Annotated in this window: 3 protein-coding genes; all 3 read left to right on the forward strand. The window is 64.5% G+C overall.

Annotation, left to right across the window (positions count from 1 at the left end):
• The first annotated feature begins 125 nt into the window (after positions 1 to 125).
• Positions 126 to 1,250 carry a helix-turn-helix transcriptional regulator gene (locus tag LI72_RS18850; RefSeq protein WP_081984541.1) on the forward strand — a complete coding sequence of 375 codons (1,125 nt, stop codon included), beginning with the start codon at positions 126 to 128 and terminating at the stop codon, positions 1,248 to 1,250.
• 13 nt (positions 1,251 to 1,263) lie between these two features.
• Positions 1,264 to 2,574 (forward strand): POT-type proton-dependent oligopeptide transporter, encoded by a 1,311-nt coding sequence (locus LI72_RS02575; RefSeq protein ID WP_052129415.1) that lies wholly within the window; start codon positions 1,264 to 1,266, stop codon positions 2,572 to 2,574.
• A gap of 494 nt (positions 2,575 to 3,068) precedes the next feature.
• Complete coding sequence (locus LI72_RS19900) at positions 3,069 to 25,655, forward strand: autotransporter-associated beta strand repeat-containing protein (RefSeq protein ID WP_052129416.1); 22,587 nt, start codon at positions 3,069 to 3,071, stop codon at positions 25,653 to 25,655.
• Positions 25,656 to 26,000: the final 345 nt, after the last annotated feature.

The raw sequence follows: 26,000 nt of genomic DNA on the forward strand, positions 1-26,000 counted from the left end.
CAAATGATGCCATCAATTTGGTGCAGTATACCAAATGCGCGATGTAGCATTTTGTTTTTGTTGGGATGACATTTGAGTTAGCATAAGTCTGTCGGGGCGGCATCCCCGGCTTGGGGCAGTCTTCTATGTCAGTTGAATTTGATCGACGGCAACTCGACACTTCAGCGCCTGCCAGCGTCGGCATGGCTGGCGCAGGCCGGGCAGACGCGGAGTTCGCGATCAGCATTCTAGGCGCCAAGACCCAGATCGAGGTTCCCACCGCCACGACGCTGCATTTCGGTCAATGGCTGGACTGGCCCGACTGGCTGCGCGACGGCACGTCGCTGCAAGGGTCCGGGCCGTTGCCTCGCACGGTATCGCTGGCGGACGATCTCATCATCATCGGCAATATCATCGACAACGCCGACAGCTTTGCCTTGGTTGAACGGATGCTCACCGCACCCCGCCCGGTGATGGGCACCACAGGGGTGCTCTCGCTGCTGCACGCGCCTGACCTCGGCAGCGCGCTCAAGACCGTGGTACGCGCGATCGCGGCGCAGAACCCCTTTGTTCTTATCCGTCTGGAGGAAGCCGACGGCCGGATCGCCATCAGCCTGTCGCCACCCTGGGCGATGGGGCTGCTCTTCCAGTTTTCCGCAATGACGGGGCTCGCCTTGATCTACCGGGCCGTCGAGGCGCTGTCGTGCGCCAACTCGGCGGAGATGACCGTGGAGACCCGGCTGGTCGGCGTCGAGCAGGCGCTCCCGGTGCTCGCCGCATTTCAGTGCAACATCCGCCATTCGCCCGACGTCGAGCGGTTGAGCCTGCCTGCCGACTGGCAGACGATTCCCAATCCCGATTACGATCCGATGCTGTGGGCGGTCGCGCAGACCAAGATCGCCGCGCTGGAAAGCACCACCGGCGAACCGGCGGACGTGGCCAGGATCCGCGCCGCGATTGCCGACATGCTGTCGCGCGATCATCGCGTGCCCCGGCTCAAGCAGATTGCGATCGAGCTGGACACATCGACCCGGACGCTGTTGCGGCTGCTGGCGCGCCACGGCACCGGCTTTCATCGGCTGGTGGAGGAAGAGCGCCGGGCCAAGGCAGCGCTGCTGATCGCGGATTCCGCGATCTCGCTGTCCGAAACGGCCCGACTGCTCGGCTTTACCGACATGTCGAGTTTCGGCCGATCGTTCCGCCAGTGGTTTGGGGATACGCCCGGCAATGTCCGCAAGTCGTGGGTAGGCGGCCCGTCCACCCCGCTGTGAAAGTGGCCGGTTGATGGCACGTCGGGGTCCTGAGGGGCTGGTCAGCCTGTGCACCAGCGTTGGGTTCGAACGCGCTGCCTATTACGGTATGCAGAGCATTCTGGCGCTGTATCTCGCCGAAACGCTGGTGGCGCGGGACAGCCTGGCGGGGATCTGGCTGCTGCCGCAGCTGGCGCAGCTTTCGGGTACCCAGGGGATTGCGTTGGCATCGGTGGTCACGGGATTGTTCGTGTCGCTGGCAGCACTGGCGCCGGTGCTGGGCGGTGTGATCGCAGACCGCTTGCTCGGGCAGCATCGCGCCATCCTTGCCGGCGGGCTCATGATGGCGGCCGGCCACGCACTGATGATGGCCGAGACCGCGCTGCTGCCGGCGCTGGGTGCCATTGCCCTGGGTTCGGGCCTGTTCAAGGGCCCGGCCGCCGCGCAGCTGAGCGCGTTGTACGCGCCGCAGGATGACGCGCGGGTCGAAGGCTTCCGCATATTCTACATCGCCATCAACCTTGCCGGCCTGCTCGCGCCGCTGATCATCGGGACCGTGGGCGAACGGGCGCACTGGCATGCCGGATTTGCCCTGGCCTGCGCCAGCATGGTCGCAGGGCTGGCAATCTATCTGGCGCGGTTCCGTGCTGCAGCTGCAACTCCGATGCGGCACGATGCTGCGACCGATGCCGCCGATCGGCCGGACGGCGGCGATCTGCTGGCACTGGCCATCCTGGGCGGCAGCATCGCGCTGATCACCGTCGGCAACGCGCAGATCACCAATGCCTATCTGCTCTGGGTGGACCAGGGCTTTATCCGGTCGATAGGGGATTGGCGCTTCCCTTCCAGCTGGATGATCGCCGCCGACGGCCTGCTGGGGCTGGTCGCGCTGACCGTATCGGGGCTGGTCTGGCGGTCCCACGAGCGAAACCGGGGCGCGGTGAGCGCGGCTGGCAAGGCGGCGCTGGGCGGGGTCTTCGTCACAGCTGGCGCCGGCTGTCTTGCGATGGCCGCGCTGTTGCACGGCAGGACCGGCGTTCCGGTCTGTTGGGGGCTGGGTTTTCAGCTGCTCAACAGCCTGGGGCTCGCCAACGTTTTGCCGGCGGCGATGGCAATGTTCGGGCGATCGGCTAGCCGCCAGCATGTGGCCACAACCATGGCAGGCTTCTATCTGGCGATGTTCGCGGGTGGGATCGCCAGCACGGCGCTGGCAAGCCGGTTCACGACATTGCCGATTGTCACCTTCTGGACGCTCCATACGGCATGCGCCGCTGCAGGGGCATCCGGCCTGGCCGTGATCTGGCTGCGTCGCCGGCAGGAGAGCCGTCGCGCACCAGCCGTGTAAGGCACAGGCGAACGTCGACAAGGGGCGTTCAATGCACTCTGGCTCCCGATGAACAGCCTTCGAGCAAAATGCCCCTTTCCGAAGCAATGGAGCAGGCAGGCCCGCCATGAGCGCCGACGCAGCATTCATGGGCATAAAGCTTTGTTCTCGAATTGGTTCGGGTGCCATGCCCACTGGACACATCGAGTGTTGCAAGATTTTTACCGCTTGATAACACCTCACACATTCAGCGGATGATATGGCCTGCGCGACTCGGCGCATCCACAGCGTCGAGGGGGCAAAATGACAGCTCGCGAACCAGCGGGCGAAGTTGAGCAAGTGGCTGATTTTATTGCCAACGTTTGCAACTGCGCGCCTATCTCCCGTCTTCGATCACCATCGCTGCCCTGCCTGCTCGTACGGGATGGTCGTTCCGGCCCGTAAGCTGCTGCTTGCCTTCAAAAAACATTCAAGCCGGGTCGCAACTGGTTGTTAGATTGAACTTGGGGGAATTTATGCAGTCGATCCGGAACAGCGGCGCAGACCGTTCGGAGCGCGTTGAAAGCGTGCGGCCGCGTCAGCACGGCCTGTTCAACTCGACGGCATTGATCCCCGCCATGGCCGCCTTTGCAGGCGGTGCGGGAAGGCTGGGGGCGGCCTCGCTGCTGCATTCGACCGCGCTGGTTCCGGCAGCGATAGCGGTGACTGCAGCCAGCTTGCTGGTGATGCCCGACATTGCACTTGCGCAAACCACCGGCGGCCGGGGTGGTAACAACCTCGGATCCGGAGGAGCCTCCAGTGAAACCGGCGCAGGGGGCGGCGGCGCTGGAAATGCGAACTCGGGCGGCGGTGGCGGCGCTGGCGTGACCGGAGGCAGCGGCGGCAACGGCGGTGGTGCGGGCGGTGCCTCGGCTGGTGCCAATGGATCGGCTGGTGGCGCCGCAGGTAGCGGCGGCGGCGGCGGTGCGCATGGTTATTTCGGCGCGACCGTTCTGGGCAGCGCGGCGATCGGTGGCAGCGGTGGCGCAGGCGCAGTCAGCGCTGCCGGCGCGAACAGAGGCGGCGGCGGCGGCGGCGCAGGTGGGTTTGGTGCCGTGGTCACAGGCGGCGGCAATCTTGGCACCCTCACTGTCAACGTATTGGGCGGCGTGGGTGGCTTGGGTGGCAATGGTGGCACAGGCAGCTTCGGCGGCTATGGCGGCTCTGGCGGCGTTGGTCTGGCTTTGACCGCAAATGCTGCAAATCTGACCATCAACAGCTCGGTCACCGGCGGAAACGGTGGCAGCGGTGGCGCGATCGGCTCCGCCGGCGGCGGCGCGGCCGGTGTTGCAGGCAATGGCGGTGTTGGCCTCCATGTGCTTGGCGCGAATTCCATTGTAACCATCGGATCGTCCGGTTCTGTGACGGGCGGCAACAGTGGGCCGGCGCTCAATGGTGCCGGGCAGAGCAATGGCGGTGACGGTATCACCGGCTCAAACCTGACGCTGGTCGTCGGCGGCTCGGTGAGCGCCGGAACCGGGGTCTTCGGCCGTGCGAATGCCGTCAGCTTCACGGGTGGCACCAATGTTCTGGAGATACTGTCCGGCTCGACTTTCCTGGGCAATGTCGTGGCCAGTTCTGCTGCGGACACGCTGCGCCTTGGCGGCACGGCCAACGGAACATTCGATGCATCGCTCATCAGCTCTTCCGCGCAATTCCGCAATTTTGGCGTGTATGAGAAAATCGGGACGAGCACCTGGACATTGACGGGCTCCACCTCGGCCGCGACGCCCTGGGCGATCAATGGCGGTACGCTCAGCATTTCATCCGACGGCGCCCTGGGCGCCTCCGGCCCGATCAGCTTCAACGGCGGCACGCTGGTGACGACAGCCGGGTTCACCTCGGCGCGCAATATCACCCTGAACGCTGGCGGCGGCACGATTTCGCCCGCGACTGCGACCAGCCTGACCTTGTCGGGGATCATCGGTGGCGCCGGCGCGCTCACAAAAGGCGGCGCGGGCACGCTCGTCCTTTCGGGCGCCAACACGTATTCCGGTGGAACAACGGTCAACGAAGGGACGCTGATTGCGGCCCATAATGCCGCACTAGGCACCGCCGATGGTGGGACGAGTGTTGCTAACTTTGCGACGCTCGCGGTTCAGGGCGGTCTGACTGGTCTTGGAGAGGCGATTACCCTCAGAAGCGTAGGCGTGTCGAGTGGCGGTGCGCTGCGCAATCTGTCGGGCGACAATGTTCTGACCGGGTTAATCACGCTGGCTAGCGTATCGCGGATCAATTCCGACGCCGGAACGCTCCATCTGGCTGGCGGCATCAGTGCCGTCGATAACAGTGTGATCGTTGGCGGCGCAGGCAATGTTACCTTCAGTGGCAGCGTGTCACTTGCTGCGGGACAGATCCTCAAGACCGGATCCGGAACCTTGACGTTCGGTTCCGGGCTTAATCTGACGGGCACGACCGGCGGACTGATCCTGTCGCAGGGCACACTTTCGCTGCAAGGCAATCTGGGCGCGGGCTTCGGAACGATCCTCACCACCGGATCGGTCATTGATTTTGCCCAGGGCATCAACAATGCGGCGCGAGTCGACCTTAACTCCAATACCACCCAGTTCCAGGTAACAACCGGCACCGCGACACAATCGGGCATCATTTCGGAAATTGGCGGCGCAAGGCCGATCGAGAAGATCGGCGCTGGCTCGCTCGTCCTTTCGGGCGTGAACAGCTATTCGGGCGGCACGGTGATCAGCGGCGGCACACTGCGGATCGGTGCGGACGCGAACCTGGGCGCGGCTTCGGGCGGCATCACGATCAACAACAATGCCAACCTGACCTTTACCAGCGCGCTCACCACCAACCGTGCTATCACCCTGTCCGGCACGGCCAATATCGATAGCAGTTCGGACATCACCCTGGGCGGCGTCATCGGCGGCACCGGTACCCTGACCAAGTTCCTGGGCGGCACGCTGACCCTCACCAACACCAACAACTATTCTGGTGGAACGACCGTCAATGGCGGGGCCCTGCAGATCGGCAATGGCGGCACGACCGGCACCCTGGGGTCGGGCACGGTCACGCTCAATGGCGCGAATCTGGTCTTCAACCGGTCGGACGACATCACGGTCGCCAATGATGTGACCTCGACTGGCACCGTGATCAAAAGGGGTGGCGGCACGGTCACCCTGACCGGCGGCAAGAGCTATTCGAACACCTTCGTGGAAGCGGGCACGCTCGCGCTGCGCGGCACCTCCCCCCTTTCCGGCGGCGGCGTGCTCCAGCTTACGGGCGGCACGCTGGACATGGGCGTGGATGGCGCGATTTCGTCTGCGACCCATTCCGGCGGAACGCTGGCGCTGGGTGGCAGGACCCTGATCCTGACGACCGGTAACTACAACGCCTCGGGCGGCTCGATCACCGGCGGCGGAACCATTCAGTTCGCGGGGAACAGCCGCGGCTTGCTCATCACCGGCGCGACGTCGATAGACGCCGGCACGACGATCCTGTCGAGCGGCTTCAACAACAGAATCTTGCTCGAGAATCTGGGCGCGGACTACGAATTGGCCGCGACCCTCACCGGACCGGGCACGCCTGGCAATCAGGGCAGCCTTGAGGTCAACATCAACAACGCTGGTTTCCGTACGACGCTGTCGGGCAACAGTAACTATGCTGGGGGCACGGGCCTCATCGCAGGTACACTTGCCGTTGGTAGCGATACCGCGCTGGGCGCCGGCGTTCTTTTAATGAGAGAGAATACCAGCCTGGAATCCGGCGGCACCGGCAACCGGACGATCGCCAATGCGATCACGCTGAACGGCACGGGGATCAGCATCGCCAATTCCAGTACCACAAACACCTTCACGCTGGGCGGCGCGATCGACGGAGCGAATGGTTTCACCAAGACCGGTGCAGGCACGCTGATCCTGACCGGCGCGAACAGCTATGCCGGCACGACACTTGTCTCGGCTGGGACGTTGCAGATCGGCAACGGGGGCACAAGTGGCACGCTGGGCAGCGGCGGGGTGACCAACAATGCGGCTTTGGCATTCAACCGCAGCAACGATTTCACTGTCGCAAATGCCATCAGCGGCACCGGCAATGTGGTCAAGGCGGGCACCGGCACATTGACGCTGAGCGCGACCAGCAGCTACTCTGGCGGCAACACCGTCAATTCGGGCACGCTTGCCCTGGCAGCGGCCTCCAGCGCCGGCACCGGCACGATCCGGATGAACGGCGGTGCATTGCAGGCCAATAGCTCGTTCACGCTGACGAACCGATTGACCGTTCCGCAGGGCGCGGACGTGCGGATCGTGACCGCGCCTGGCGTTACGCTGACGAAGACCGGCGATGGAACAAATCCATTGGACCTGGTCGGCACCTTGCGGATTGCAACCACCGGGACGGGCGCAAATGCAGGGACCTTCCGGTTTTCCTCGGCTGCCACGACGACCGGAAGTGCACGGCTCATTGTCGAGAGCGGCACGTTGCTCAACACGACCTCGGTTGTGCTGCCCGGTATTCTGAACGTCATCGAGCTCACGCAGATCGACGCTGCCGGAACGCTGAATTTGGGCGGGATCAATTTCAGCGGCACCGATGGCATCAAGAACCTGCAGGGCAGCGGCACGCTGATCAACAATGGCGCGACGACCAGAATCCTTGGCGGCAGCTTCTCAGGCAACCTCAACGGCACGCAGAACATCATTTCCACCGGAACGCTGAGCCTGTCGGGGGCAAGCGATTTTACCGGCACTACCACCGTCCAGTCGGGTACGCTCACGATTGGCAGCAACACGGCGCTGGGCAACGGCGGGGTCGGTACCACCGTCAACAGCGGCGCGACCCTGCAGTTCAGCGGAACGCCGCTGAACATTGGCGAGGCGCTGACCATCAGCGGCACTGGCAACGGTGGCATCGGCGCGATCCGCGTCGCCCCGGCTGGCGCGTCGGGCAACGAATCCACGGTTCTGACCGGCGGAATCACGCTCGCTGCCGACTCGACGATCTCGGTCGCCGATCGCATCGCCTTGACCTTCAACACCGGCGGAATATCGCTGGGCGCTTCGACGCTGACCTTCGCCAGCGAAGGCACCGGCAATTCCTCCACCTTCGCGAACAGCGCGATCTCCGGCACTGGCGGTCTGATCAAGACGGGCAGCGGTCTGCTCAGACTCAACGGCAGCAACAATTTTACCGGGCCGCTGACGATCAACGGCGGCGATGTGGTCCTGGCCAGCGGGACTGCGCTGGCGGACACGGTCGCGGTGAGCATGGTGACGGGCTCGCGGCTGTTCGTCATCAGCTCCGAAACCATCGGCTCGCTCGCCGGGGCGGGCACGGTCAATTTCGAGAACGGGTCGGTCCTGACAACCGGCGGAAACAACACATCGACGAGCTTTGCGGGCATCATCGCCGGAACCGGCAGTCTCACCAAGACCGGGACCGGCACCTTCACCCTGACCGGCGCCAGCAACTATTCCGGTGGCACCACGATCAGTGCAGGGGCGCTGGCGGTTGGCAGCGATACGGCGCTAGGAACTGGCACGCTCACCATGGCTGCAGGCACGGCGTTGGCATGGGCGGGCACAGCAGATCGTTCGATCAGCAACGCCATCAACCTCAGTTCCGGCAACGGGTTTGGCGTTTCTGATCCCAACTTCACCTTGACCTTGGGTGGCGTGATCAGCGGAACGAGCGGTTTCACCAAAACCGGTTTTGGCAGGGTGACGATCACTGGCAACAACGTCCTTGCCGGCACCGTCACGATCTCGGGAGGCATCCTGTCGGTCGGTAACGGCGGCACCAGCGGATCGCTGGGCACAGCCAATGTGGTGAACAATGTCGAACTTGTGTTCAACCGTTCGGACGATGTCACGATCAGCAATGTCATCAGCGGCACCGGCCAGCTGTATAAGGACGGCTCGGGGACGCTCACGCTGGTGAGCGACAATAGCTATGGCGCCGGCATCGGCGTTATCCCAGACACTGGAGTCGCAGCAGGCACCCTGCAGATCGGCAATGGCGGGACCTCGGGCTCGCTCGGTAGCGGCCGCGTGGGCATAGGCAGCGGCGCAACGCTGGCGTTCAATCGTTCGGACAATATCACTGTCGCGAACGGCATCATTGGTGGCGGCTCCCTGACCAAGCTGGGCGCGGGGACCCTCACGCTGACCGGCGAGAACAACTATTTTGGCACGACCACGATCAGTGCGGGCACCCTGCAGATCGGAAATGGCGGCACTACAGGCACGCTGGGCAGCACTCAATTCACGCAGACACAGAATTTTGGCAATGTCGTGAATAATGCGGCGCTGGTCTTCAATCGGTCGAACGTCCTGACTGCCGCGAACGTCATCAGCGGCAGCGGCTCGCTGACCAAGCTGGGTGCCGCGACCCTCACGCTGAGCGGCCGAAACACCTATGATGGGGTAACGACTGTTTCTGCGGGTACGCTCGTGGCTCTCAGGGACAGTTCGCTCGGCAGCGCGGTCGGGAACACGATCGTTGCCAATGGCGCAACGCTTCAAATCATCGCAGATGGCCCTATGGCCGAATCGATCACGATCAACGGCACCGGGGTGGGCGGCGTTGGTGCACTGCGTTTGAATGCGGCAACCCAACTGGGTGGTGCAGTCACGCTTGGCAGCGCGGCCCGAATCAACACGGATTCGCCCAATAGTGCTGTGTTGGCCGGAGGCGTTACCGGCGACAATCTTGCTCTGACCATTGGTGGCTCAGGCACCACCACCGTCAACTCGGTGCTCGCGCTCGGCACCGGAAATCTCGTCAAGGATGGTACCGGAACAGTTGTTTTGGTGGGCAGCAACACCTTCGGTGCCACGACCATCAGCACCGGCACCCTGCGGATCGGGAATGGCGGCACCACCGGTACGCTGGGCAGCGGAAATGTCTTGAACAACTCTGCGCTGGTGTTCAACCGGTCGAACGACTTCTCGGTCGGCAACGCCATCACTGGCGCTGGTACGCTGACCAAGCTGGGCGCGGGAAATCTGACGCTGAGTGGTACGAACGCCTATTCAGGGCTGACGACCGTTTCGGCAGGCACGCTGACCGTCAACTCTGATAGCGCGCTGGGCAACAATGTGGCCGGGACGACGGTCAGCAGCGGTGCCACGCTGGCATTCGGCACGGCTGGAAACATTGCCGATGCCATCAGCTTCCGAGGAACCGGTGTAGGCGGCGTCGGCGCGCTGAATGCGCTCGGGTCGGTCAACCTCGATGGCAATATGCTTTTGGAGGCGGACGGGTTGGTCAGCGTCCAGAACGGGCAGTTGATCCGTTTCCGGGGGGCAAGCTTCGGGGCCCTCGTCAATGCCGTGCTGACCCTGAATACGGACGGTAATTCCTCGATCTTTGTGAATTCCGCGCTCGGCGGCATCGGCGGCCTGATCAAGAATGGGGCCGGCCAGGTTCAGCTTGCCGGCAACAACAGCTTTACCGGCCCTGTCACCATCAATGCCGGCGTGCTGCAGGTCACTGGTGGCAATGCGATCAACGACTCCGTGGCGATCACGGGTGTCGGATCGGGCCGCTTGTCGCTGGACGCGAGCGAGGCCATCGGATCGATCGCGGGTACAGGCTCGATTGGTCTGTTCAACAATTCGATCCTGACGACGGGCGGCAACAATTCGAGCACCAGCTATTCCGGCCAGATTTTGTCGACCGGTGGCCTGGTCAAGATCGGCACGGGCACGTTCACCCTTACGGGCGACAGCAGCTATCTGGGCACGACCACGATAAGCGGGGGCACGTTGCAGATCGGCGATGGCGGCACCGCCGGAACGCTCGCTAGCGGCGCGGTGACGAACAATGGTACGCTGGCGATCAACCTCAGCAGTGATATCACGCTGGCACAGCTGATCACCGGCACCGGCGCGCTGCGCAAGCTGGGCAGCGGGGTGGCCACGGTCAGCAGCAATCTCGCGCTGGGATCGGCCACGGTGGAAGCGGGTACGCTCCTGCTGTCCGGATCGAACAGCTTCACCACCGGCATTACCGTGGCTGGCGGCACGCTGGCGCTGCGCAGTGCCAATGCGGCGGGCGGTGCCACGGGCATCATCCGCACCACGGGATCGGTCATCGATTACAGCGACGGCCTGGTGATGGCGACGCCGATCCAGCTGGGTTCCAATAGCACGCAGCTGCAGGTGCTGACCGGGGCGGCGACCCAGTCGGGCGTGATTTCCGAAACGGGCGGCGCTCGTCCGCTCGAAAAGATCGGCGCTGGCACGCTGACATTGTCGGGCACAAACACCTATTCGGGTGGCACGACCATCACCGCGGGCCGGCTGAATGTCGGCTCGGACGCCCATCTCGGCGCCAGCGCAGGGGGCCTGACCATCGGCAACGCCCTGCTGGGCTCGACTGCGACGTTCAGCTCTGCGCGCAATGTCTCGTTGACCGGCGCAGCGGGAATCGACGTGGCAACGGGCACAAGCCTGACCCTGAACGGCGCGCTGTCGGGCACCGGCAGCCTTGCCAAGACGGGCAATGGCCAGTTGGTCCTGACCGCCAACAGCAGCTATGCGGGAACCACCACGATCAGCGGTACGGGCGGCCTGACCGTGGGGATCGGCGGAACGACGGGCGCGCTTGGCGCCGGCAATATCACGGTCAATGGCAGTTCTTTCCTGGCGTTCAACCGGTCTGATCTGCTGATGGTTGCCAATACTATCTCGGGCCTGGGCAGTGTCGGCAAACAGGGCAGCGGCATTTTGGGGTTGACCGGCGCCAACACATTTTCCGGCGGACTGGCCATCGGCGGAGGCACGGTCCTTCTCGGCAGTGCCAATGCTGGCATCATCAATGCGGCGGGGACCGGCACCATCCAGCTGTTCGCGAACACCATCCTTCGCGGCGACGTATCCGGTACGCTGAACAACAACCTCGCGGTTAACGCGGCGAACGTGACCGTGGCAGCGGTCGGTGGCACCACGCTGCGGCTGGCATCAAGTCAGCTGTTCTTCGATGGGCCGGCAGGTTCCTCGCTCAATTTCGGTTCCTCGACCTTGTCAGGAACGATCGAACTGGCTCCGGTGGCAGTGTCGCTGGGGGCAGCGGTCAATCCGATTGCCATCAATTTCGGAGCGCTCAGGCTTGCTAACGCCAATGCCTACACGCTGCTCAATGGTTCGTCCGGCATCACGCTCAGCGGTACGACATTGGGGGCGGATGCGGCGGGCACGCTGACCAAGCCGCTGACGATCAGCAGCTGGAACGGTACCATTGATGTCGCAGCGGCATCGATGACCTTGCAGGGTGGTTTGGCCCTGAGCGGCAACCTGACGAAGACCGGAGTGGGAGAGCTCCGGCTGACAGCTGCCGGCACGGGCAGCGGCACCGTGCAGATCAATGGCGGCACGCTTGCGGTACAAGGCGGAAGTGCGCTGGCCGATACTGCCGCTGTGACCGTCGCATCCGGTGCGACGTTCCAGCTTCTCGCTGCAGAGACGATCGGAGCATTGGCTGGCGCTGGCCGGGTGGCGCTCGGCACAAGCGAGCTGACGCTGGCGCAATCGACCAATACCGTTTTCACCGGCGTGATTTCCGGATCGGGCGGCATCACCAAATCCGGCTCAGGCAGTCTCACTCTGCAGGGTGCCAACTCGTTCAGCGGCCTCACCACGGTACTGGGGAACTTGGGCCAGGTGTTCGTGGATACCACCGGCACGCTGGCAGGTGCAGTTGCCGTCCGCAATCAGGGCTCTTTCATCAACAGCGGAACGGTCGGCGGTCTTGTCACGGTCGATTCCGGCGGCAACTTCAGATCTACCGCGACCGGCACTCTGGCAAGCGGGCTGATGAACAATGGCCTTTCCAACGTGAGCGGCCAGGTTCTTGGCAGCCTCACAAATACCGGCAGCCTTACCGTCGATGGCCCACTGACGCTGAATGTCAGCGGTGCTTTTGTTCAGAATGGCGGTCTTTTCATCCTAAACGGGGGGGCCGCCACCATCGGCAGCCTGGCCGGTACCGGAACCGTGTCGCTCATCGGGGCGGCGACGCTCACGACCGGCGGCGACAACACGAACACGACTTATTCGGGCAGGCTTACGGCCGGGTCGGCACTGACCAAGGTCGGTACGGGGACGCTAACGCTCTCCGGCAGTGATAACTTTTTCAGTGGCAACATAAGGCTCAACGGCGGAACGCTTCAGATCGACAGTGCTCGCGCCTTGGGAAGCGGATTGATTCCTGTATCGGTGCAAACAGCGCTGGGTACCAATCTCGTTTTTGCTGCACCGGGCACCTATACGATCAGGACCAGCATTTCCGGGGACGGGGCGGTCAGCAAGACGGGCACGGGCACTCTCACCCTCGCGGCCAACAATAGCTATAGTGGCGGCACGTCAATCCTTGGCGGCGCATTGCTTATTGGCGGCAGCCAGGCCCTGGGGACCGGAACTGTCACCATGGCGGGCCAAAGCACACTGGCGACTGCAACCGGTGTCTCAGCGAGCATCAATGGATTGACGCTAAATGCGCTGGCGAGTGTCAACCTTTCGGCCGCCAGTGGACAGACCCTGACGCTTGGGGGAACGTTGAGCAGCAGCGCCAGCGGCAATACCATCCAGTTCGGTACGGCCAGCCAGACCGGCACGGTGGCCTTTGGTTTCACATCGGTCCAGCCTGTGGCGGCGAGCACGAGCGTCGCGATTGATAGCGGAACGCTTAGGCTCAACGGGCTGGCAGAAGGATTGCTGCTCTCGGCAGGCGGCGGTCTGACGGTCGGCTCATCCGGCACGCTGGACCTCAACGGATTTGCTGGCGGCGGCGTCAATCTGAGCGGCGCTGGCGTGATCACCAATTCGTCCGCGACAGCGGCCCAGTTTACCGCCCTGCAAAACGCGTCTTCGACCTTCAGCGGCGTCATCGGTAGCGGCACCGGGGCAGTCTCGCTGCTCAAGAGCGGTTCGGGCGCGCTGACACTGACCGGCGCAAACAGCTATACCGGCACCACCAGCATCACCGGCGGAAGCCTGCAGATCGGCACTGGCGGCACCACGGGCAGCATCGGCACCGGCACCATTGCGATCGGCACCGGCACGCAGCTGCTGCTCAACCGCAGCGATGCGGTAAGTATGGCCAACGTGCTGACCGGCGCTGGTACGGTGCAGAAGAACCTGGCCAACACGCTGACGCTGTCAGGCGCCAACACCGCGACGGATGCCTTCACGGGCACCTTCAACGTCAATGGCGGCACGCTGCTGGTCAATGGCACTTTGGGCGATGTCACCAACCGCGCCGCGACCATCAATGTCGCATCGGGCGCAGCTCTGGGCGGTTCGGGCACGATCCAGGGCAATGTCGTGGTCGCCAATGGCGGCATTCTGTCGCCCGGCAACAGCCCGGCGACGCAGACCATCGCGGGCAACCTGACGCTGAACGATACCTCCGTGCTGAACTTCGAGCTGGCACAGGCGGGCGTTGTCGGCGGCGGGATCAACGATCTGATCAGCGTCGGCGGCAATCTGGTGCTCGACGGCACGCTCAACGTCACCGCATTGACCGGCTTTGGTGCCGGCTTCTACCGCCTGTTCAATTATGGCGGCACGCTGACCAACAGCCAGCTGACCCTGGGCACGCTGCCGCTCGGATTCACCTCTTCGGTGCTCACCGACATCGCGGGCCAGGTGAATATCCTGTTCAATGCAGGCACCCAGACGGTCCAGTTCTGGGATGGCGCCGACCTGACTGGGGCGATCGCGACGGCGAATGGCGAAGGCGGTGCGGGGAGCTGGAGCAGCACCTCCACCAACTGGACCACACCGACCGGCTTTGCCGTCAACAATGCGTGGGCCGGACAGGCCGGGGTGTTCGCCGGCGCAGCCGGCGGGACCGTCAGCGTGACCGGTACCCAGGCCTTCCAGGAGCTGCGCTTCCTGACCAACGGCTATACGCTGAACTCCACTGGCCCCACGGACGGCCTGGCGACGACCGGCGGCTTCTCGATCATCAACGTCGATACCGGCATCGCAGCCCGTCTCAACACGCCGATTTCGGGTACGGCGGGTCTGACCAAGACCGGCGCGGGTACGCTGACGCTGGCGGGCGCCAACAGCTATGTCGGCACCACCAGCGTGACCGGCGGCACGCTGTCGCTGCTCAGCGGCGGCTTCATCGCGGGCGCTGTCCAGAACAGTGCGACGCTAACCAATGGCGGCACGATCAATGGCCTGGTGACCAACACGGGAACGCTGAGCAGCACGGGTACGCTTGCAGGCGGGCTGACCAATGCGGCGGGCGCGATGGCGAACCTTTCCGGCTCGATTGGCGGCGCAATCAACAACTCTGGCACGATCAGCCTGACCGCTAGCGTGAATTCGACCGCAGCGCTGGTCCTGGACAGCACAGGCATCCTCAATATCGGGTCCACCTTCTCAGCGTTTGGCAGCCTGGCGGGGAGCGGCAGGATCAATGGCGGCAGCGGCGGCTCGCTGACAGTTGGCGGCGACAACAGTTCGACGACCTTCTCGGGCAGCATGATTGGCGGGGGATCGCTGGTCAAGCTGGGCACCGGCACGCTGACGCTCACCAATGCGACAGTCGAGACCTCGACCCTGGATATCAACCAGGGCTCGGCGATCATCACCAATGGCTTCGGATCGGCCTTTGGGCCAACGACGGTCTCGAACAGGGCCAACCTCACCTTTGGCGGTTCCTACGCGGGAACCATCGCCAATACCGGCAACCTCGTGTTCAACGGTACTGCTGGCAGCCTCAACAATCTGCAGGGCGGCACCGCACGGGTCAGCGGAGCCGTCACCCTCAATTTCAACAACAGTTCGAACGTAATCCTGACCGGCAATACCACCGTCGGGTCCCGCGCAACTCTGAATGGCAACTCGACGACCGATATCGGCGCATTCGACTTCACCGTCGGAAGTATCGATGGTTTGCTCGGGGCCATAACGCTCAATGGCGGTCGATTCACCATTGGAGGTGCCCCTCAGACGTCGACACTGGGCGCGGTGATTGCCGGCAACGGTGAACTTCGGAAAATCGGCAACAGTGCACTGACACTGACGAGTGGCAACACCTTCACCGGTCCGACGACGGTAAGCGAAGGCACTCTTTCGCTCACCACCACCGGCAGCCTCGCCGGCACGGTCCTGAACAACGCAAGCCTGGTCAATGCAGGCAGCATCACGGGTCTCGTGGCCAATAACGCCACGCTGGCGTCCAGTGGACGGCTGTTCGGCGGGCTCACGAACGCGGCGGGCGCGACAGCCACCGTTTCCGGCACTCTCAACGGACCGGTGACAAACTCCGGCGCCATCACGCTGAACGGTGCGACATCGGGTTCGGCCACCCTCTCGCAAAATGCGAGCGGTACGTTCAACCTGGCAGGGTTCAACGCCACGATCCGGTCGCTGGAAGGTAACGGCACAATCCAGCTGGGGGCAGGCACCCTGTCGCTCGCCGGCAACGGCATCAGCACATCGTTTGGCGGTGCGATCAGCGGATCGGGGAATCTCACCAAGCTTGGCACGGGGACATTGACCCTCTCGGGCCTCAACAGCTTTACAGGCCTTACGACCATAAACCTGGGGACGATCCTCCTTGCCACCGGAGCGTCGCTGGCGAGCCCGGTGCAGAACAATGCGACCTTCATCAATGCGGGAACCGCAACAGGGGTCTTCACCAACGCAGCAACTTTGGTCTCCACCGGTACGTTGGCGGGCGGTCTGGTCAACAACGTGGGCGCGACCGCAAGTCTTGCCAACACCGTCAGCGGCGCGATCACCAATTCGGGTGCGATCACGCTGACCGCAGCCCTGTCGGGTTCGCCCAGCTTTACCCAGAATAGCGGTGCAAGCCTCGATCTGGCCGGCTTCAATGCGACCTTGGGAAGCGTTGCGGGCAATGGCGCCATTCAACTGGGTGCAGGCACGCTGACGGCGGGCGCAAGCAATGCGTCGACCAGTTTCGACGGCATCATCTCCGGATCTGGCACATTTGCCAAGGCCGGCACCGGCACGCTTACCCTGGGCGGCAGCAACACCACAGCGGCCAATTTCACCGGCACGGTCACAGTCAATGCCGGTTCGCTGGTGCTCAACGGCCAGCTTGGGGACGTTGTTGCCAACAGTGCCAATCTCATCGTCGCCAATGGCGCGACGCTGAGCGGATCGGGCACGTTCCTCGGCAATCTGTCGCTGGGCGCAGGGGGCATCTTTGCGCCGGGCAACAGCCCGGGCACGCTTGCGATCGGCGGCAACCTGCTGCTCGATGCGGCCTCACTGCTCAATTTCGAGCTCGCGCAGGCGGGCGTTGTCGGCGGCGGCATCAACGATCTGATCACCGTGGGCGGCAACCTGACGCTCGACGGCACGGTCAACATCACTGCGCTGCCTGGCTTTGGCGAAGGCATCTATCGGCTGATCAACTATACCGGCACCCTGACCGACAACGGCCTGCTGTTCGGCGAGCGGCCGGGCGGTTTCACCACGTCGTTGGTCAGCGACGTCGCGGGACAGATCAGCGTGCGGTTCACGCAGGGCGTGCCGACCGTGCTGTACTGGGACGGCACCGACCTCGGCAGTTCGACTGCCGTCAATGGCAATGGCGGATCGGGCATCTGGAACAGCGCCAACGGCAACTGGACGTCTGCGCCCGGATTCTCGAGCAACTTTGCCTGGGGTGGCCAGACCGGCGTGTTCAGCGGCGCTGCGGGCGGAACGGTGCAGGTGAGCGGAACCCAGGCGTTCCAGGAGCTGCGGTTCGAAACCGCTGGCTATAATCTGACCCCGGCCGATGGCACGGCCAGGCTTGCCACCACCGGCGGTTTCTCGATCATCGATGTCAGCAGCACGGCCGGTTCGGCTGGATTGAACCTGGCTATCACCGGGACCGGCGGCCTGACCAAGACGGGCGCAGGAACGCTGACGCTGGGCGGCGCGAACAGCTACACCGGGCTGACCAGCATTGCCGCTGGCACGCTGGCGTTGGGCAGCGGCGGGGCGATCGCGGGCGGGGTCGACAACAGCGCGACCTTCACCAATGCCGGCACGGTCTCGGGCCAGGTCACCAACCGCGCCAGCCTGACCTCGACCGGTGTGCTGGGCGGTGGGCTGGTAAATGCGTCAGGCGCGGTTGCCAGCCTCGCAGGCCAGGTCAATGGCGCGGTGAGCAATTCGGGCGCGATCACGCTGACCGGGACCACCACCGGCATCGGTGCATTGACTCAGACAAACGGTTCGCTCGATCTCGCCGGGTTCAACACGACGATCGGCAGTCTTTCGGGCAGCGGCTCCGTTGCGCTGGGCAATGGCACTCTGACCACGGGTGCCGACAATGGCAGCACGACCTTTGCCGGAGTAATTTCGGGCAATGGCGGGCTGACCAAGAGCGGCACGGGTACCTTCACCCTGACCGGCAACAACAGCTATTTCGGTCAGACGACAAATGCGTCCGGCACGCTCGTTCTGGCCAATGGCGGCGCGATCAGCGGTATGGTGCAAAACGACGGGGTCTTCCGCAATGCAGGTACCGTCGGAAATCAAGTCGTCAATAATGGCCTGTTGCAGACAACTGGCGTTCTCGCGCGCGGCCTGACCAACAATACAGGCGGAACGGTCGAGGCTTCGGGGCAGATCAACGGCAACATTACAAATGATGGCTTGATCACGCTGACCGGACAGACGACCGGAATCGGGCTGGTGGCCAACAGGGGTACGCTCAATCTGGCAGGGTTCGATACCACTGTCCAAAGCCTGTCTGGCTCGGGCGTAGTGATGCTGGGCAGCGGCACGCTGACCACGACTGCGATCACGGGATCGACGTTCGCCGGGACCATCACCGGCAGCGGCGGTCTGGTCAAGAATGGCTTCAGTACGTTCGAACTGTCAGGTGCCAACACCTATAGCGGGCAGACCACCATTCTTGACGGCATTCTCGAGCTTCGGGCGGGTGGATCGCTTGCTGGCGTGGTCGTCAACAGCGCTCGTTTCGCGAACGCGGGTATTGTCAACGGGCTCGTCACCAATACCAGTACAGGGTTCCTGACATCCACCGGAGTCCTGAACGGGGGCTTGGTGAACAATAATGTTCAGGCCGCGATCAACATTTCCGGCGAAGTGAACGGAAATGTCAGCAATGCCGGCACCATCAACGTCACCGGTCGAACGATCGGCAATGCGTCCGTGACCCAGGGTTCGAACAGCAATCTGATCCTGGCCAGTCGCGCCAGCGTCAACATCGGCAGCCTGGCAGGATCCGGCTCCCTCGTGCTGAACGAGGCCAGCCTGCTGACCATCGGCAGCAACAACACCAGCACCACCTATACCGGCACATCGACGGGCATCGGCAGCCTCGTCAAGACCGGTACCGGCACGCTGACCATCGCTGGCGCGATGCGCCACACTGGCGCTACTACGATCAATGGCGGCACGCTCGCCGTGACGGCTCAGGGCAGTCTGACCAGCGAGGTGACGAACAACGCGGCGCTGAACAATGCCGGCACCCTTGCGCGCGTCGTCAATAACGGTCAGCTTGTCTCGACCGGCGCCGTTGCCAGCATCATCAACAACAGTCAGCTTGTCTCGACCGGCACGATTACGAGCCTGACGAATAACGTCGGCGCGATCGCGAATGTCTCGGGTACGATCAACGTGATCACCAATTCGGGCACCGTCACGCTGACAGGCACCACAACCGGCATCGACGCGCTGGAGGTCAACGGCGGCGGCACGGTCAATCTGGCAGGGTTCGACACGCGCATCGGCAACCTTAGCGGCAGTGGCACTGTCGCCCTGGGGAGCGCCACGCTGACAATTGCGCCTCTCAGTGTAGCCCAGACCTTTGACGGGACGATTACGGGGTCCGGCGGTCTGATCAAGGCGAACGGCGGCAGCCTGCTCCTCACCGGCGCACAGAGCTATACCGGCCTCACGACCGTCAATGCTGGCACGTTCATTCTGGGCAACAACGCGTCGCTTGCGGGGGCATTGGTCAACAATGTAACCGTCACGAACAACGGGCGCATCGGGGGCGTAACGAACAACGGCCGCATCGCGGGACTGGTGACGAACAACTCAGTGCTTACCTCGACCGGCGCGCTGAACGGCGGGCTGATCAACACGGCGGGAGCGGATGCGCGGGTTCGCGGAAACCTGAGCGGAGCCGTCACCAATGCGGGCACAATTACGCTGATCGGTGCGACCACCGGTATCGGCGCGGTGACCCAGGCGAGCACCGGCAACTTCGTGCTCGGACCGATCAGCACCAGCTTTGGTAGCCTGGCGGGCAGCGGCACCGTAACCCTGGCCGATGGAGCCGTGCTGACCACCGGCGGCAACAGTGCCAGCACGACCTTCAGCGGCCGGATCACCGGCAATGGAAGCTTGATAAAGACCGGCACCGGCACCTTCACACTGGCGGCGGCGAGCGATTTTACCGGCCTCATGACGATCAATGCGGGCACGCTCGCGATCGGCACCGGCGGCTCGCTGGCGGGCGGCGTGGTGAACAATGCCGGCTTCGTCAGCACCGGCACGCTTTCGGGCCTGCTGACCAACGCTGGAGGGTCCACCGCGCAGCTGGCAGGCCAGCTCAACAACGCCATCACCAATGCGGGCACGGTCACGCTGACCGGAGCGATCACTGGTATCCGCACGGTGACCCAGGACGCGACCGGCATCTTTGATCTGGGCGGTTTCAGCACCAGCATCGGCAGCCTCGCGGGCAGCGGATCGGTGCTGCTGGGCAGCGGCACGCTGACCACCGGCGGCGACAACAGCTCCACCAGCTTCGCGGGCGTGATCGCGGGCAATGGCGGTCTCACCAAGATCGGCACCGGCGCTTTCGTTGTCACTGGCACCAACAGCTATGCCGGCCTCACCACGGTCAGCCAGGGCGTGCTTTCGGTCCGCAACAATGCAGGTCTGGGCAGCAGTGCTGCGGGCACTGTGGTCGCGGCGGGCGCTGCGCTGGAATTGCAGGGCGGCGTGACTATCACCGGCGAGACGCTGACCTTGAGCGGCACCGGCGTGAACGGCGCGGGCGCGCTGCGCAACGTCACCGACAGCAATATCTGGGCGGGCACGGTCACCTTGGGATCGGACAGCCTGATCACCGCCGATGCCGGGCGTCTTGATATCGCGCTGCTCGCGGGGTCGACCCAGGCGCTGACCACGGGCGGCGCAGGTCTTGTCGGTCTGGCGAATGCGACCAGCACCGGCACGTTGACCGTCACCGGCGGCAGCACCGCTCTGTTCGGCAGCGGCAGTTTTGCCGCTGGCGTCACCGTGAGCGCAGGCAGCCTGTTCCTGCAGGGTAGCAGCAGCATCGATGATGCCGCCGCGGTCACGCTGGGCACCGGCAACCTGATCGTTGCGATCTCCGAAACCATCGGTTCGCTGGCAGGCACAGGCGGTACCGTGCAGATCGATTCCGGGCAGACGCTGACCCTGGGCGGCAACGACGCTTCGACCGATTTTGCCGGGGTGATCTTCAACACCGGCAATCTGGCCAAGCAGGGCAGTGGCACGTTCACCGTCACCGGCCTGCTGTCGCACAGCGGTACCACCAGCATCACCGGCGGCACGCTCGCGTCGGGCGCGGCCAATATCTGGTCGGGCAACGGCCTGGTGACCATCGGCGCAGGCGGCACATTGAGCCTGGGCGGCTTCGAGCAGAGCATCACCGCGATCAACCTGGCGGGCGGAACGCTCGCCAACGGCAGCTTGACCGGCAGCATCACCTCCAATGGTGGCGCGATCCGCGATATCAGCGGTGCCGCCAATGCGCTGCAGGCGATCGCGGGCAGCACCACGCTGACGGGCGCGGGCAGCTTTGCGCAGGGTGTGACCCTGGCGGGCGGCGATGTGGTGCTGCAGGGGGCAGGGGCCTCGATCGCGGATACGGCGCTGGTCACGGTCAATGCCGGCACGCTGTCGGTCAATGTGGGCGAGACCATCGGTGCGCTCGCCGGTAATGGCGGCCGCGTGCAGATCGCTGCGGGCCAGGTGCTGAACACCGGCGGCAGCAACGCCAGCACCGCTTATGCGGGCGTGCTTGCGGGCGACGGCAGCCTAGCCAAGTCCGGCACGGGCACGTTCACGCTGTCCGGTGCGAATACGCTGACCGGGACCACCACCGTCAGTGCTGGCGTGCTGGCGCTGACCAGCAGCGGCAGCCTCACAAGTGCAGTCCAGAACAATGCCGGTTTCAGCAATGCCGGGACGGTGACAGGCCTGATGACCAACACCGGAACGCTGATCTCGACCGGCGTGCTGAACGGAGGCCTCGTCAACAGCGGCTCGGCCGGCCTCTCCGGCCAGCTCAACGGCGCAGTGACCAACAGCGGCCTCGTCCAGCTTCAGGGCGGTCTCACCGGCATCACCGGCTTCAGCCAGACCGCCAACGGCACCTTCGATCTTGCAGGTTTCCATACCAGCATCGGCAGCCTGTCCGGCGCGGGCACGGTGCTGCTGGGCAGCGGTACGCTGACATTGGGGGGCAGCAATGCCTCGACCAGCTTCGGCGGCACGATCAGCGGCCCCGGTGGGCTGACCAAGACGGGCGCGGGCAACTTCACGCTGACGTCGGGCCAGGCCTATACCGGCCTTACCACCGTGAACGCTGGGCTGTTGTCGCTTACTGCGAACGCGGGCCTCAGCGGATCGGTGCTGAACAATGCCGGTTTTGCGAGCGCGGGCCTGATCCTGGGATCGCTGACCAACAACGGCACCGCGACCCTGGCGGGCCAGATCAATGGTGCGGTCGCCAATAACGGCGCGATCACCCTCAGCGGTCCGCTGGCGGTGCTGGGCCGCCTGACGCAGAATGCGGGCGGCAGTCTCAACCTCGCGGGCTCCAACGCTTCGCTGGGAAGCCTGGCGGGCCTGGGCCCGATCCAGCTGGGCAGCGGCACGCTGGTCGTTGGTTCGGACAACAGCTCGTCGCTGTTCTCTGGCGTCATCTCGGGCAGCGGCGGACTGCAGAAGCTGGGCACCGGCACGTTCACGCTGACCGGCATCAACAGCTATACCGGTCTTACCATCGTCAATGCGGGCACGCTGGTGATCGGCGACGGCGCAAGCGTGGGCGGTACCACGGGCAGCGTGGTGGCGACCGTCGCTGCCCCCGCAGCCGTGAGCGCACCCGTTGCCGTCGCGACCACTGCCGCAGCGTCGCCGATCGTGGCGGAACAGGCGAGCCTGCCGGCGGCGGTCAATGGGCTTGCGGCCGATCCGGTGCAGACAGCTGCCGCTTCGGCTGGCGTCCGCGCGCAGATGCTGGCGGACAACGGCTGGGTCTCAGGCGGACGTACGCCCGCCAGCCTCACCTCGAGCGCAGAGCGTCTGCCGTTGGCAGGTGGCGTCTCGTCCGGGCCGGAGCGGGTGGACCTGTTCGCCGATTCGGTTTCGGGCCTGGTTTCGGCGGATCTGCCGGTCGTGGCGCCGGGCGAAGCGCCTCAGTCGGTGGCTCCGACGTCGGCTTCGACCGGCTCGTCCGCAGCGCGTCTGGCGATGGTTTCCGATCTCAGCAACGGCATGGGCACCGCGCGGCTGGAAGGGGCCGTTCTCGGCGGCGCAGAACCCGCCAGCCCGCTGGCATCCGCGCTGGTCGATCCTCTGGCTCCAGCCACATCTGCGGGCGAAGCGCCGATGGCAGCAACGCTCAGCAGTGCCGTGATCGCAGGCAGCGTGCTCAACAACGCCAATCTGATCAACAACGGCTCGATCCTGGGCCAGCTGGTCAACTTCACGGGCGCAACGGCGGTCAACAATGGCGTGATCCGCGGGCTGGTGAGCAACAACGGCACCTTTACCTCGGTCGGTACGCTGGCGGGGGGGCTGTCGAACAGCGGCACCGCGCGGATCAGCGGTGTGCTGACCGGCGATGTGCTGAACAGTGGCGCCATCACACTCACCGGCATCACCACCGGAATTGCGGTGTTCCAGCAGGCCGCATCCGGCAGCCTGTCGCTCGGCGGCTTCGACACGACTGTGGGCGTCCTCTCCGGCACTGGGTCGATCGCGCTCGGCACTGCGCGGCTCAGCACCGGCACGAATGGCGTCAACTCGCTGTTCAGCGGCGTGATCTCGGGCACTGGCGCGCTCAGCAAGACGGGAACCGGCGGGCTGATCCTGGAGGGCGACAATGTCTACACGGGCGGCACCACCATCGCGGCGGGCACGTTGCAGCTGGGCAATGGCGGTGCCACCGGATCGATCATCGGCCCGGTCATCAACAATGGCGCGCTGATCATCAATCGCAGCAACGCCTACAGCCTGACCGGCCCGATCAGCGGCACTGGCATGTTCGTCCAGGCGGGCACCGGCACGACGACGCTGATTGGCCCCAACAGCTATACCGGCGGCACCCTGATCTCCGCCGGTCGCCTGATCGGCTCGACGGTGTCGCTACAGGGCGTGATCCAGAACGATGCCGCGCTGGAGTTCGCGCAAGCGACCAACGGCGTCTTCATCGGGCGGATCGGCGGCACCGGGCTGCTCGACAAGACCGGCGCAGGTCTGCTCGAGCTGACCGCAGACAGCAGCGTCCTGCGCGGGATGACCACTGTGCGGGGCGGCGAACTGCGTGTCACCGGATCGCTGGCAGGCTCGGCGACCACGGTGCTGGCGGGGGCCACGCTCTCGGGCACCGGCACGGTCGGCGGACTGATCGCGCGCAGCGGCTCGGTGATCTCGCCGGGCGTCAACGGCCTCGGTATGCTGGGCGTCAACGGCGCGATCCAGCTCCAGTCGGGCAGCACGCTGCGGTTGCAGATTCAGGCTCCGGCAGGGTCGGACATGCTCATCGGCAACGGCACGCTGCAACTGGGCGGTACCGCGGCGCTGACCAATCTGGGCGGCACCTATGCGTTCAACAGCAACTATCTGCTGCTGCAGGCAAGCGGCGGCCGCACCGGCACCTTCGAGTCCGTGATCGGCTTTGGCGAGTTCGGCATTCTCTATCGTCCCGAGCTGGTCTACACCGCCAACCAGGTGCTGCTGCGCATGGCGCCCAATCTGCTCACCAACATTGTCGGCACCACGCCGCTGACCGCCAACCAGCGCTCGGTGGTGTCGCGGATCGATGCGGCGGTGACCGCGGGCTACAGCCCGCAGCCGCTGTTCAACATCTATGCGCTCCCCAATGCGCAGCATCCAAACGCCTTTGACCAGCTCTCGGGCGAGGTCTACGCCACCGCTGCGGGCGTGGGCATCGAGCAGGAGCGGCTGGTGCGCGAAGCAGTTCTCGGACGGCTGGGCGCGGTCACTGCGGCCGCGCGCCAGACGCCCGAATGGGGCAACGGGGCAGGCGCTTGGGGCCAGGTGTTCGGCAGCTGGGGCGATGCTGAACGCGATGGCAATGCCGCTCGCTATCAATCAGACCGTCAGGGCTTCATCACCGGCATCGACTATGGCAACGCCAACAGCGAGGGCAGCTGGCGCGTCGGTGCGTACGGCATGCACATGACCAGCAAGGTCAGCGTCGATGCGCGCGGTTCACGTACCGAGGTCGAGCAGACCGGTGGCGGTCTGTATGCCGGCATCAACAGCGGCGGTGTCAGCGTCGGCATGGGCGCGAGCGTCACCGGGGTCGATCTCACCAGCGTGCGCAACGTCGCGCTGCCGGGCTTTGCCGAGACCAACCGGGGCCGGGGCGATGGTCGCGCGGTCCAGGGCTTTGCCGAGCTGAGCTATGCGATCGAGGCGGGAGGGGCGACCTATCGTCCGTTCGCCAGCGTTGCTGCGGGATCGTTCCGGCTCGATGCCCTGACGGAGACGGGCGGCGCGGCGGCGCTCTCGGTCCGGCGTCAGAGCTACAGCAGCGGTTCGATCACGCTCGGTGCCGATGGCGTGGTGCGCATGGGCAAGGTGCAGCTCTCGGGCACGCTGGCCGGGCGCGTCCAGATCGGTGACCGCGATCCGGCGGCGCGGATCGCCCTGGCGGCGGCTCCCGCCCAGGCCTTTACCATCCGCGGCGTCCAGCTCGACAGCTTCGCGCTGGCAACCAGGCTCGATGCGACGGTCAAGCTGGGCCGCAACGCGGATCTGTCGATCGGCTATACCGGTCTGATCGGCAAGGACACCGCCGACCACGGCGCAAGGGCAACGCTCTCAGTCCGCTTCTGAACGGCCGGGGGCATCGCCTCCGGCCACCCGCCCGGCGCGGCGGCTGCATGCATGCGCGCACGCATTTCGCTGCGCGCCGCATGCACTGCTCCGCCGTGGGCAGTGCCCACTTTGCAAACGATCATTGCTGGCATGTCAGGAGAAAAATGGTGGACGCACTTGGGCTCGAACCAAGGACCCGCTGATTAAGAGCGCTAATCAGCGGGTCCTAAGTAAAGTCAGGAGGTCTCAAAGTCGTTGATTTTCAATTAGATGAGTGTCACTGTGTCCCAGTGAATATCGGGGTATTTCGGGTTAAATGTTACCTAAGGTAACACCCCAAAATGGTACTCCATGGAGGCACAG

The sequence above is a fragment of the Sphingomonas sp. 35-24ZXX genome, from assembly GCF_000786215.1.
In the GTDB taxonomy this organism is placed as follows: Bacteria; Pseudomonadota; Alphaproteobacteria; order Sphingomonadales; family Sphingomonadaceae; genus Blastomonas.